Annotated in this window: 10 protein-coding genes; 2 read left to right on the top strand and 8 right to left on the bottom strand. The window is 65.0% G+C overall.

Features of this window, described 5'->3' with window-relative positions:
• Positions 1-69 precede the first annotated feature (69 nt).
• Positions 70-2,691, top strand: coding sequence for a type I DNA topoisomerase (gene topA, locus H7R73_RS16705; protein WP_039040523.1), 2,622 nt, complete (start codon positions 70-72; stop codon positions 2,689-2,691).
• Positions 2,692-2,806: 115 nt separating this feature from the next.
• Positions 2,807-2,977 (top strand): hypothetical protein, encoded by a 171-nt coding sequence (locus H7R73_RS16700; RefSeq protein ID WP_164882955.1) that lies wholly within the window; start codon positions 2,807-2,809, stop codon positions 2,975-2,977.
• Between the two features lie 83 nt (positions 2,978-3,060).
• Here the strand turns inward: H7R73_RS16700 and H7R73_RS16695 are convergent, their stop codons facing one another.
• The 8 genes from H7R73_RS16695 to H7R73_RS16660 form a co-directional block, all read right to left on the bottom strand.
• Positions 3,061-3,411 (bottom strand): MGMT family protein, encoded by a 351-nt coding sequence (locus tag H7R73_RS16695; protein ID WP_039040524.1) that lies wholly within the window; start codon positions 3,409-3,411, stop codon positions 3,061-3,063.
• Between the two features lie 66 nt (positions 3,412-3,477).
• On the bottom strand, positions 3,478-5,031 hold the full coding sequence (locus H7R73_RS16690; protein WP_103259748.1) for a methyl-accepting chemotaxis protein: 1,554 nt from the start codon (positions 5,029-5,031) through the stop codon (positions 3,478-3,480).
• 192 nt (positions 5,032-5,223) lie between these two features.
• On the bottom strand, positions 5,224-7,080 hold the full coding sequence (locus H7R73_RS16685) for a beta-N-acetylhexosaminidase (protein WP_182951333.1): 1,857 nt from the start codon (positions 7,078-7,080) through the stop codon (positions 5,224-5,226).
• Positions 7,081-7,147: 67 nt separating this feature from the next.
• A complete protein-coding gene (locus tag H7R73_RS16680; RefSeq protein ID WP_103259750.1) occupies positions 7,148-8,020 on the bottom strand; it encodes a BadF/BadG/BcrA/BcrD ATPase family protein in 873 nt (290 codons plus the stop codon).
• A gap of 104 nt (positions 8,021-8,124) precedes the next feature.
• Positions 8,125-9,852, bottom strand: a complete 1,728-nt coding sequence (locus tag H7R73_RS16675; RefSeq protein ID WP_103259751.1) for a glycoside hydrolase family 9 protein — start codon at positions 9,850-9,852, stop codon at positions 8,125-8,127.
• 107 nt (positions 9,853-9,959) lie between these two features.
• Positions 9,960-10,958 carry an ABC transporter ATP-binding protein gene (locus tag H7R73_RS16670; RefSeq protein WP_103259752.1) on the bottom strand — a complete coding sequence of 333 codons (999 nt, stop codon included), beginning with the start codon at positions 10,956-10,958 and terminating at the stop codon, positions 9,960-9,962.
• Between the two features lie 11 nt (positions 10,959-10,969).
• On the bottom strand, positions 10,970-11,992 hold the full coding sequence (locus tag H7R73_RS16665) for an ABC transporter ATP-binding protein (RefSeq protein WP_042015838.1): 1,023 nt from the start codon (positions 11,990-11,992) through the stop codon (positions 10,970-10,972).
• Complete coding sequence (locus H7R73_RS16660; protein WP_010673904.1) at positions 11,989-12,894, bottom strand: ABC transporter permease; 906 nt, start codon at positions 12,892-12,894, stop codon at positions 11,989-11,991. Before H7R73_RS16660 ends, H7R73_RS16665 begins: the two co-directional genes overlap by 4 nt.

Raw genomic sequence — 12,894 nt, 5'->3', positions numbered from 1 at the left:
AATCTCTTATACAGCCCCACAAAACCGCACGCCAACCCCGTCGGGTGCAATGAGGATAATAGTTACAGCATGGGCAAATCACTGGTCATCGTGGAGTCTCCGGCCAAGGCCAAGACCATCAACAAATATTTGGGCAAGGACTACGTGGTGAAATCCAGCGTAGGCCACGTGCGCGATCTGCCGACCAGCGGCAGCGCCAGCACCGAGCCCAAAAAACCTGTCATTCGCGGCATCAAGCTCAGCGAATCCGAGAAGGCGGCCAAGGATCGCAACGCCCTGTTCTCAAGGATGGGCATCAACCCGACCGCAGGCTGGCAGGCCAACTACCAGATTTTGCCCGGCAAGGAAAAAGTGGTCAGCGAGTTGCAAAGTCTGGCCGCCAAGGCCGACACCATCTATCTCGCAACCGACTTGGATAGAGAGGGGGAAGCGATCGCCTGGCACCTGCGCGAGATCATCGGTGGCGACGACAGCCGCTACAAGCGCGTGGTGTTCAACGAGATCACCAAGAGTGCCATCCAGGAGGCGTTCGCCCAGCCGTCCGAGCTGAACATTCATCGCGTCAACGCCCAGCAGGCCCGTCGTTTCCTCGACCGGGTGGTGGGTTACATGGTCTCTCCGCTCTTGTGGAAGAAGCTGGCCCGCGGTCTCTCCGCTGGTCGAGTGCAATCCGTCGCGGTGCGCCTCATCGTCGACAAGGAGCGCGAGATCAAGGCGTTCGTGCCGGTGGAGTTCTGGGATCTCAACGCCGACCTGCTCACCGCCGAGAAGAGTGAGCTGCGCATGGAGGTGGTCAGCCGCAACGGAGCCGACTTCAAGCCGGTGACCCAGGCCGAGACCTTCGCCGCCGTAGCGGCCCTGGAAGGGGTCGACTACAAGGTGGTCAACCGGGAAGACAAGCCGACCGGCTCCAAGCCGTCCGCTCCCTTCATCACGTCCACCCTGCAGCAGGCCGCTTCTACCCGTCTGAGCTTCGGGGTCAAGAAGACCATGATGATGGCCCAGCGTCTCTATGAAGCGGGTTACATCACCTATATGCGTACCGACTCCACCAACCTCAGCAAAGAGGCGGTGGACGCGGTGCGGGAATACATCGGCGAGCAGTATGGCGCCGCCTACCTGCCGAGCGATCCGAACCTCTACGGCGCCAAGGCCAATGCCCAGGAGGCCCACGAGGCGATCCGCCCCTCCAGCGTCCAGGTGACTGCCGAGATGCTGGAAGGGATGGAGCCCGATGCCATGCGGCTCTATGACCTCATCTGGCGCCAATTTGTCGCCTGCCAGATGACCCCGGCCCAGTACGACTCCTCCACCCTGACCGTCAAGGCAGGGGAGTTCGAGCTCAAGGCGCGCGGTCGCACCCTGCGCTTCGCCGGCTGGACCAAGGCCCTGCCGCCCATGGGCCGCAAGGGTGAAGACAGCCAGCTGCCGGCGGTGACCGTCGGCGAGGTGCTGAAACTGGTCAAGCTGGATCCGCGCCAGCACTTCACCAAGCCGCCCGCCCGCTTCACCGAAGCGGCCCTGGTACGCGAGCTGGAAAAGCGCGGCATCGGCCGTCCGTCCACTTACGCCTCCATCATCTCCACCATCGTCGACCGTGGGTATGTGCGGGTCGAGAGCCGCCGCTTCTTCGCCGAGAAGATGGGGGAGATCGTCACCGACCGCCTGGTGGAAAACTTCGTCGAGCTGATGAACTACGAGTTCACCGCCAAGATGGAAGACAAGCTCGACGGCATCGCCGAGGGGAGCCTGGAGTGGAAGAAGGTGCTCGACGCCTTCTACGCCGAGTTCACCCAGGAGCTGGAGCAGGCCGACAAGCCCCATGAAGAGGGAGGCATGCGTGCCAACCAGATGGTGCTGACCGATATCGACTGCCCGGATTGTGGCCGCAAGATGGGTATCCGTACCGCCACCACCGGCGTCTTCCTCGGCTGCTCCGGCTATGCCCTGCCGCCCAAGGAGCGCTGCAAGAAGACCATCAACCTGGTCAGTGCGGACGAGTTCGTCTCCGCCACCGACGGGGACGAGGCGGAAACCGATGCCCTGCGTGCCAAGCATCGCTGCGGGATCTGCGGCACCGCCATGGACGCCTACATCATCGACGACAGCCGCAAGTTGCACGTCTGCGGTCGCAACCCGGATTGCGATGGTTACGAGGTGGAGCAGGGGCAGTTCAAGCTCAAGGGCTACGAAGGGCCGAGCATCGAGTGCGATCGCTGCGGCTCCGAGATGCAGCTCAAGAACGGCCGCTTCGGCAAATACATGGGTTGCACCAACGAGAGCTGCAAGAACACCCGCAAGATCCTGAAAAATGGCGACATTGCACCGCCGAAAGAGGATCCGGTGCCGCTGCCCGAGCTGAAATGCACCCAGTCCGACGCCCACTTCGTGCTGCGGGATGGCGCCGCCGGCCTCTTCCTGGCCGCCAGCAACTTCCCCAAATCCCGCGAGACCCGTGCGCCCCTGGTGGAGGAGCTCAAGCGCTTCCGCGATCGCCTCTCTCCCAAGCACCAGTACCTGGCGGACGCCCCGGCGTCAGATCCTGACGGAAACGCCTCCGTGGTGCGCTTCAGCCGCAAGACCAAGGAGCAGTACGTGATGACCGAGGTCAACGGCAAGGCGACCGGCTGGACAGCCCATTACGACAACGGAAAATGGCAGGAGAGCCTGCCCAAGGCGAAGAAAGCCTGATGGCGACGCCGCTCACAGCATGATGAAAGAGGCCCCTTGCGAGGGGCTTCTTTGTTGGTGGATGGCGATATACTGGAATGGCTGCATGGATGGCAGCGCAAGACAGGGAGTTGTCATGGAGATACATGAAATACGGCCGGGCATGACCTGCCTGACCCGTGAAGGGACAGCCTATGTGCTGGAGGTGGACAGACAGAGTCTGCTGGTGCTCTTGCAACGGGAGGATGAGACCATCCCGGTACAGGTGCGCAGCGATGACATTCTGGGGCCCATTGCCGGCGACTAGGGAAGAGAACGTGACGGAGGGCGACCACAGAGGCCCTCCCTTTGTTGCAAGAGCCCCCATCCCTTCGGGGCGTGCCAGCCTCGTCAGAAGGGAACCAGAAAGAGCAGCTCGGCCAGGTCGGGCTGCCACTGCCACTCCCGCATCCTGACCCGCCCGCCAATCACGGGCACCCCCTCCTCCTGCAGCAGCCCCGCTTGCTTGTCAAAGCCTGCGGATCCTTTTGGCAGCGAAATGGTGCCTGCCGCCCCCAGCACCCGGTGCCAGGGCAGCACCTTGTCGGTTTCCCGCAACACCTTGCCCACCAGTCGTGCTCGTCCGGGCAGGCCCGCGAGATCCGCCACCTGGCCGTAGCTCACCACGCGGCCGGGGGGGATCAGGGCCAGGATCGCCTCGATGCGGGCCGTCTTGTCCAGGGGGGGCGCGTTCGTTCTCATGATGATGGCTCGTCAAAAACAGCAGAAGCGCCATTGTGGCGCTTCTGTCATGGGGCTTGCAATCTGTCAGCCGAAGGTCTGGCTCAGTCCCCTGAGCTCGCGGGCCCGCCTGAGCAGCTCCTGGCTGGAGTCGTCCACCGCCTGGATCTTCTGGCTGTTGGCGCGGGAGTATTCGGAGATCTGGTGGATGTTGCGGCTGATCTCCTCCACCACCACCTGCTGCTGCTCCGCGGCGGCGGCGATCTGGGTGGAGAATTCGGTCACCTGATCGATTTCACCCAGCACCAGGTGCAGGTTGCCTGATCCCTGGCGGGTCATCTCGACGCATTCCCGGGTCTGGGCCAGGTTGTCCTGCATCATGCCCTGCCAGCGCTCCAGGGTGTGCTGGATCTGGCTGATGCTGCCCTGGATCTGCTCGGTCGCCTTGTGGGTACGGGTCGACAGGGTGCGCACCTCGTCCGCCACCACCGCAAAGCCGCGCCCCTGCTCGCCGGCACGGGCGGCCTCGATGGCGGCGTTGAGGGCCAGCAGGTTGGTCTGCTCGGCGATGCCCTGGATTTCACCCATCACGCTGCCAATGCGCTCCGACTCGCTGGCGAGCTCCACCGCGGAGTGGAAGGCCTGCTCCGCCTGGCTGGCCAGCCTGTTCATCTGCTGCTGGGTCTGATCCAGCTGTTCCACCGTGCTCTGGCAACTGCTGCGTGCCTCGGTCACCTGGCCGTTGGTGTCCTGGATGTTGCGGGCGATTTCGTGGGCGGTGCTGGCCATCTGGGTCATGGCGGCCGCCATCTGCTGGGTCTGGGCATCCTGCTCGTTGATGTCGAGGAAGGCGCGGTGTGAGGAGTCCTGCAGATCGGTTGCCAGGGCCTGAAGCGGATGGGTGGCATCGTCGACCCGCCCCAGCACGGTGCGGATCCGGGCCTGCAGCATCTTCAGGTGAAAATCGGCGATGGCCCCCGGGGCATCCCCCGAATAGACCAGCCGGGTCAGGCTGTCATATTGCTGACCGAGCTGCCTGAGATAGCGGGGCAGGGCGATGAGTTCGCGCCAGTAGGCGCCCGCAATGGCGAGGGGGGGAAGCAGCATCAGCAGCGCGGTGAGGGGGCCCTGGGTGAGGGCGGCCCAGACCAGCAGCGCCAGCAGCGGCAGGCCGAGCATCAGCGGCCTGAAACGGCGCAGCGAGGGCCGGGCCGGGGTGCCCCGTTGCTCGGCCGAAAGCAGGGCCCGATAGGCCTGGGCGGCTGCCTGCTTGAGCTGGGGGTCGGGCTTGCAGCGCACCGACTGGTAGCCGCTTATCTTGCCGTGCTCGTAGATGGGGGTGACGTAGGCGTCGACCCAGTAATAGCGGCCATCCTTGCAGCGGTTTTTCACCACTCCCCGCCAGGGGTTGCCCTCCTTGAGGCGATCCCAGAGGTCGGCGAAGGCGGCCTTGGGCATGTCGGGGTGGCGAACCAGGTTGTGGTTGTGGCCGACCAGTTCATCGACCTGATAACCGGCGATGCGGCAGAAGGCGGGGTTGGCGTAGGTAATGACGCCGCGCAGATCCGTGGTGGAGACGAGTTGCACGTCGGCGGGAAATTCCACTTCACTGTCCACGACCTGGGCGTGTTTGCGGGCCATAAGGGTAAGCTCCGATCTGTTTGCTGATTGTTATTGTGGCGGAACCGCAGGGAGGTGCATCCCCTGTCTGGTTTCATCGGGGGCCTTATTTTGCCAACAAAGGCAGATGAAAAGTAGGGGCTAGGTTGGGTTTTTGTTGTCGATGGGTAAAAAAACGGCGACCAAAAGGTCGCCGAAAAGAAAAAGATAACACTACCTCTGTGGCACCCGGTAACGCACTTGCAACTGGTCGAGGATGTGCAGCTGGCCGGGCAGACGGGCGACGAAGTGCTCCCACACCTTGCGGGCGGGAGTGCTCCAGGCCACCTCTGCCGTGGCCAGCATGCGCGGGAACAACATGTAGTCGAGACGATCGCGAGAGGTGATCAGTTCCGACCACAAGGGGCTCAGCACCCCCAGGATGTTATCGTTGGCATGGAAATCGGCCGGGGCAGGATCGCATGCATACACCTGCGCCAGGTTGAGGGTACCCGCCCAGTAGAGTCCCGGCTCGTGGATGTCCTGACTCCAGGCGAGATCCAGATAGAGATGCTGGGCAGGCGCCATCACCACGGGGTAACCGGATGCGGCGGCATCCAGGCCGGCCTGGAAGCTGGTCCAGGCGAAGACGGTGGCCTCCCGGCTCACCTTGTCACCGTGCAGTATCTCCTCCCACCCCAGCATCTGCTTGCCCTTGCGGGCCAGGTATTGCTGGCAGTGGCGCAGCAGGTGCCCCTGCAGCTCGCGGCAATCCTGATACCCCTGCTCGGCCATCAGCTGCTGGCAGGCGGGACTGTCGGTCCAGACGCCAGTGGGCACTTCGTCCCCCTCCATGTGAACCTGACTCCCGGGGAAGAGATCGCACACCTCGTCCATCACGGCGTCCAGGAATCGATAGGTGCCGGGCAGGGCCGGGTTAAGCACGTTGTCGTCGAAATATTGCACCGAGAGGTAGCGGGAGCGGTCTGCCTCTTCCACCAGCAGCTCGGGTAGCGCCTTGATGGCGGCGTGACAGTGCCCCGGGATGTCTATTTCCGGAATGATGGTGATGCCAAGCCCGGCGGCGTAGGTGACCAGCTCGCGCACCTCGCTCTGGGTGTAGTAACCGCCATAAGGGTCGGGGCCGCCGCTCAGCTGGGGCCCCACCGCCAGGCCATGGCCGCGCCAGGCTCCCACGGCGGTCAGCTGGGGGAAGGCCTTGATCTCCAGGCGCCACCCCTCGTCGTCGGTCAGGTGCCAGTGGAAGCGGTTGAACTTGTAGAGGCTCATCTGCTTGAGCAGGCGCTTGAGGGTGGCGATGGAGTGGAAGTGGCGGGCACAGTCGAGGAAGATGCCGCGAAAACCGAAGCGCGGTGCATCCCGCACCGTCAGGCAGGGCAGGCTCTCTCCGTGTTGGAGCGCCCACTGGGCCAGGCTCACCAGCCCGTGTCGCCAGCCCGCCTCGCCGGCGGCCCGGATGACGATCTCCTCCGGCGTGATGGTGAGCTCATACCCCTCGGGGGGAAGTGTCGCCTCGACGAGGTGGATCTCCGCATCGTGATCCTGGGTCAGGGCCAGGCCTGTCAGCTCGTTGAAATGGGCTAGCAGGGAGGCGAGGGGAATGGGGCCGTCGACGTGGGCCCGCTCGGCCAGCCGGAAGTTGCCTTCTGTATAAATCAGGTGGGCGGGCTGGGGCACGAGGCCGTTGACGGCCTCCACCTGTGGCAGGTCGGGGCCCGGGGAGGGCGGGTTGGTCAGGCCAAGGTCTTCCCCCTCCAGCACCAGGGGTTGCAGCTGTCCCTTGCTCTCCAGGCTCAGGAAGAAACCCTTGGGCATATCGGAGTCATGCTTGAGCGGGGTGTTGCGACAGCAGAAGCGCAGCTCGCTCACCCCCTCGTGGGGCACCATGACCTTGTAACTGCCGCTCTGGCGCTCCAGAGCGCCCCCTTCGATCGAGTGGGGATCGATCTGGCGGGCGAGGCAGAAGTGGAGTTTCCAGGGGGTGGCCGGGAGTTGGCTCAGGGTGAAGCGAAACCAGACATCGTCACCATCACGGTGATCGACCCGGGTGTGGATCAGGGGTGCGGACATGGGAATTCCTCTGATGGGGTGAAGGAAACGGGAACCTGTCCCGCAGGTGTTGTCGGCCCGACCAGGCTCAGGGATGCAGACATGGCAGCGCCTCCGTCCTGGCAAACAGGATGGCCCCCTCCAGCGCGTCGCGCTTGGGGGCGACTAGATGGAAGTGGCCCAGACGGGGGGCGAGGCGCGTGCCGATGCCACCCAGCAGGGCGATCCGGTCTGCCCCGAGCTGGGTCATGCCCTCCAGCAGCATGCCGAGCTGGGCACAGGTCTCATCCAGCAGGGCGGTGGCGAGCTCGTCCCCGTCGCTCGCGGCATCGAATACCCAGGGGGCGAAGCGGCCATAGTCGGCCGGGATGGCGCGCGCAGCCCAGCGCACCACCTCGGCCTGATCACGCTTGAAGTGATCCATCAGGCGCACCGCCAGGGTGCTGGGGGGCAGGATGCCGTCGTGGCAGAGCAGGGACTGCTGGATGGCGCGCAGCCCGAGCCAGGCGCCGCTGCCGAGATCCGAGACGGGGAAGCCGCGACCCGAGCAGGTGCGAAGGCGTCCCTCCCGGTAGATGAGACCCGCCGAGCCGGTGCCCGCGATCAGGATGGCCCCCTCCTGGCCGTCGAAGGCGCCGAGGCAGGCACCAAAGGCATCGGAGGTGAGCTTCACCCGCGCAAACGGGAAGGGCATGGTCAGCATGGCGTGGTAGCAGTCGGCGAGCTCGGCGGAGGCGAGTGCGAGCCCGACTCCCATCCGCTGTTCGCTCTCACTGGGCAGACCCGCGTCGATGCGGGCCTGATCGATGGCAGCCAGCACATGGCCGTGGGCGAGGGCGATGCCCAGCTCCAGATTGGAGCCGGCGGCGCGCCCCTCGCCGAGCAGCTTGCCTGCGTTGTTGCGAATGCGGGCCCGGGTGTGGGTGCCGCCGCCGTCCACCCCGACCCAGAACTCAATCATGGGGGCCTCCCTGCGCGCTTTGCCAGGTGACGGCCAGGGTAAACCTGGCTGGCGGTATGGAGGAGCCAGGGCTCTCCCCGGTGCCAGTGATGTGTGAACCGCTCTCAATCATGGTGGCCTCCTTGTGCGCTCTGCCAGGTGATGGCCAGGGCGAACCAGGCGGCGTGCGGGATCCATTGCTCCCCCCAGCGCCAGTTCTGATCCAGCCGATCCTTGTACGCCTCTGGAATAAAGGCCACGTCATTTTCGTCATCGAAACCGGCGGTGATGCCGTTGCAGATCCCCCCCTGCGCATTGGGGTAGCCGGCGGTGTATTCCGGGTTGTTGATGCCCTGACCCGCCAGCATGCAGGCGTTGAAGGGGTTTCTCCCCAGGATCCAGTCGAGCTGCTGCTGGCCGAAGGTGCGCAGCAGTGCGCTCTGCCCGGGCAGGTGCTGTGCGGCAGCAAATGCCATGGTGGCGAGCGACGCCAGCCGGGCGTTCTCCCCCTGCCACCAGTAACCGGATTCGTTGTGGTGGGGCATAAAGAAGCTGATGCGCGCTTCTTCGCCGACACCTTTCACATACTGGCGGGCGAGGGCGAAGGGATTGCCTGCCCGGGCCGCGAGAGCCAGCTCGGCCGCCAGGGCCTGCTCGGCGACGGTCCTGGCCGCCCACTGGCGCGCCGGATCCGGCTCGATGGCGAGATACTCCAGCAGCGCCAGCACCGGCAGGCCCGCTTCGGCGGCGTGGTAGTAGGGGCGAGAGCCATCGTCGTTGGCGGCCCAATGGTGGCCGAGATCGGGGTGGGCGCGCTGGCGGGCGCACAGCCGGCCGGCCCGATCCCGCGCCTCGGCGAGCCACTCGGCGCCCAGCGTTCTGGTGAGCTCGACCGCCGCCAGCAGGGCGCAATAGTCGTCGATGATGTTCTCGACCCCGTCATCCAGGTAGGCGAGGTTGTGCTCGCGCAGGTGCAGGTAGCCGCGTCTGGCCGCTTCGGCGTACTGGCTTGTGTCAAGGTCGCCGCCAATCGGTTCCCGGGCGGCGCGGGCCAGGGCGGCGATGGCCATGCCGCCCCCCTGGCGAAAACCCGCCTGCCAGCGGGCGGACTTGATCCCCTGCTGGGTCGCATAGGCGCACAGCTCTCGCTGCTCGGGATCCTTGCTCCACTTGTCGAACAGGGTCATGTAGAAAAAGCCGCTCTCGTCCTGCATCCGGCAGAGAAAATCCGCCCCGTGCAGCCCCTCGTCATTGAGCCGTTTGCACAGGTTCATCCCGTGGATGTCACGACGTGTCGCCAGGAGTTCCCGGCACTTGAGCAGGGACCAGACCACCATGGGGGTCTGCTGGGGATTGAGGTAGTTGGCGTAGGAGAGGTGACTCAGGTACTTGCTCATGTCGCCGCTGGCGTCGAACCAGCCGCCATGTACGTCCCGGCGCTGATCGGTGCCAAAGAGGCGTGCCCTGCGGTCCGCCCGGTCGAAGGTGCCGCTGGCGCGTTGTCCCTTGAAGTAGTGGATGACATCGGAGAGGCAGCGGCGCGCCAGCAGCCCTCGGTCGATGGCAAAGGGGGGGGATCGCACCAGACGCTCCTGCGCTCCCGTGGTCACGACGGCCTCCAGTCGGTAGTGGCCGGGCTCGGTGAAGGCGGAGAAATCGGCCCGCCAGTAGTGGCGCCCCTGCCAGCCGGGGACACTTCCCGCCGCCACCAGCGGCGTCTCCAGCAGGAGGTGGTCGTCCTCCTGGCGCAGCAACCTGACATGGCCGCGGATATCGAGGTCGGCGCCGCACTGCAGCAGGGCGCTCTTCTCCCCGTGACATTCGTAACCCACCTGGTTGATCAAAAGTTCCATCAAGGTCTTACTCCGAAGGCTCGCCCCTGACGGGCGAGGCTCATTGCGGGGCCTTGCGGCCCCGACGCGAGGCATGGCCGGGCGACGGCGCCCGGCCGCGGGCCTGCTTACCCCTGTTCGTGGAGGTAGCAGCGCACGAAGTGGTTGTCGGCGAGCCGGGTCACCGGGGGCAGGCTCTCCTTGCAGCGGGGCATGGCCTGATGGCAGCGCCCGGCAAAGGGACAGCCACGGGATTCCGGGGTCCAGAGCGGGATCTCCCCCTTGCGGCCTCCCTCCAGCTCGGCGTGGATGCTCTTCTCGGGATCCGGCACCGCCGAGATGAGCAACTGGGTGTAGGGGTGCTGGGGGTGGTGCAGGATCTCGTCCACCTCTCCCCACTCCACCATGTGACCCACGTACATCACCGCCAGATCTTCCGCCACGTAGCGGGCGGTGGCGATGTCGTGGGTGATGTAGAGCATGGAGACGCCGAGCTCGTTCTTCATCTGCTCCATCAGGTTGAGGATGCCGATGCGAATGGAGACGTCGAGCATGGAGGTGGGCTCGTCCGCCAGCACCACTTCCGCCTCCACCGCCAGGTTGCGGGCGATGTTGACCCGCTGGCGCTGGCCGCCGGAGAGCTGGTGCGGGTACTTGGCCGCGGTCGCCTTGGCGGGGGTGAGCCCCACCTTTTCAAGGAGGCCATAGACCATGTCGGGCAGATCCCGCCTGTCGCTCACCTTGCTGTGCAGCAGCAGGGGGCGGGCGATGTGGTGGTAGATGGTGTGAGTCGGATTCAACGAACCGAACGGATCCTGCCACACCATCTGCACGCTCTGGCGGTAGTCCAGCAGGGCGGTGCCCTTGTTGAACTCCTCCAGATCCCGGCCACGGTAGAGGATGCGGCCGTTGGAGAGCTTGTACATCTTGGCGATGATCTTGGCGATGGTGCTCTTGCCGGAGCCGGATTCCCCCACCACTGCCAGGGCGCGGCCCCGGTGCAGGTTGAAGGTGATGTCGGACAGCGCCCGCATCTTGCCGCTCTTGATGGCGTTGGAGTTGACGGCGAAGTCCTTGTAGAGGTGCTGGACCTCGATGATGGGCGCGTCGGTTTGGGCGATTTGCATGACAGACATCCTTAACAGCCAGCGGCCTTGTCCAGATGGATCGGAAGATCCGGTTGTTCCTCTGCTGCCTCATGAAGGTGGCAGGCAGCTTGTTGGCCGGGCCGGATCTCGGCCAGCCGGGTATATTCCTGGCGGCAGCGCTCATGCACCTTGGCGCAGCGTGCCTGGAAGCGGCAGCCCACTGGCACCTCCAGCAGATTGAGTGGGCTGCCAGGGATCCCCTCCAGCACGGTCTTGGGCCCGTGCAGGGGGGGGAAGGAGTTGCCAAGGCCCCGGGTATAGGGGTGCAGGGGCGCGGTCAGGATCGCCTTGGCCGGCGCCACCTCCACCAGTTCCCCCGCGTACATGATGCCGATGCGATCGCAAAATTCGACCATCAAGGAGAGGTCATGGGTAATGAAGAGGATGGAGAAGTTGAACTTCTCTTTCAGGGCATAGACCTTCTGCAGGATCTCCCGCTGCACCACCACATCGAGCGCCGTGGTGGGTTCGTCCATGATCAGCAGCTCGGGGTTGAGGGCCATGGCGATGGCGATCACCAGCCGCTGGCGCATGCCGCCGGAGAACTGGTGCGGGTAGTCCTTGAGCCGGCTCGGGTGGATGTCGACGATCTCCAGCAGCTCCTGGGCGCGCTTGATCGCTTCATAGCGGGTCATGCCGGGGTTGTGGGCCAAGAGCACGTCGCAGAACTGCTCCTCCATGCGCAGCACGGGGTTGAGCGCATTCATGGCGGACTGGAACACCACGCTCGCCTGGCGCCAGCGGTAGCTGCGCAGTCGCTCGTCGTCGAAGCCGAGGATGTTCTCTCCCTTGAACAGGATCTCGCCGCCGCTGATGTAGGCGGGCGGTTTGTGCAGGCGCGCCACCGAGAAGGCGACCGTGGACTTGCCGCAGCCGGACTCGCCGGCGAGGCCGAACACCTCACCCGGCATGATGTCAAAACTGACCGAATTGACGGCGCGCACGTCGCCGCTCTCGGTGATGTAGTCGACGCAGAGCTGGCGCACCGACAGCAGGGGTTGTTGCGGCTTCATGCTGTCTTCTCCTGAGCTGTGATGGGAGTGGCAAGCTGCTTCCAGCGGCGCAGGCCCTTGTGGGAACGAAGCTGCGGGTTGGCGATTTCGTCGATGGCGAAGTTGAGCATGGCGAGGCCCGCCCCCAGGGTGGCGATGGCGAAGCAGGGGGCCAGGATCTCCCACCAGGCGCCCACCAGGATGGCGCTCGAGGTCTGGGCGTTGTAGAGCATGATGCCCCAGCTCACGACGGTGGGGTCGCCCAAGCCCAAGAACTCCAGGGTCGCCTCGGTGACGATGGCGTAGATGATGGAGCCGATGAAGCTCACCCCGATGATGGAGATGAGGTTCGGCAGTATCTCCACCAGGATGATGCGCCAGGCCGGTTCACCCAGCACCTCGGCGGCGATGACGAACTCCTTTTCCCGCAGGGCCAGGGTCTGGGCGCGGATGACCCGGGCGCCATAGGCCCAAGAGGTCAACCCTATGATGAGGGCGATGACCATGGGGGAGGCCTCTCCGATGAAGCTTGCCAGCACCAGCAACAGGGGGAGGTTCGGGATCACCAGCACCACGTTCATCAGGAAGGTGAGGCACTCGTCCACCACGCCGCCGAAGTAGCCGGCGGTGATGCCCACCGTGATGGCCAGGGCGCACACCAGCAGGCCTGCCCCGAAGCCCACCATCAGGGAGATGCGGGCGCCGTTGGTGAACTGGGCCCAGAGATCGTGGCCCATGCGGTTCGATCCCATCACCAGCTCCACGCTGGGGGGCTGGTGGGGGCGGGCGACCCGCTTGGTGGGTTCGTTGCTGGCGAGCAGCGGGGCGAACAGGGCCATCAGCACGAAGGTGACCACGATGGCGAGGCCGAAGGCGGCCTTCTTGTTACCCAGCAGGATTTTCAAGATAGTCGGCATACGCAT

Source organism: Aeromonas sp. WP2-W18-CRE-05 (assembly GCF_014168615.1).
Lineage (GTDB): Bacteria > Pseudomonadota > Gammaproteobacteria > Enterobacterales > Aeromonadaceae > Aeromonas > Aeromonas caviae.
The sequence above is the reverse complement of the archived record's forward strand: the minus strand, read 5'-3'. Positions and strand labels throughout refer to the sequence as shown.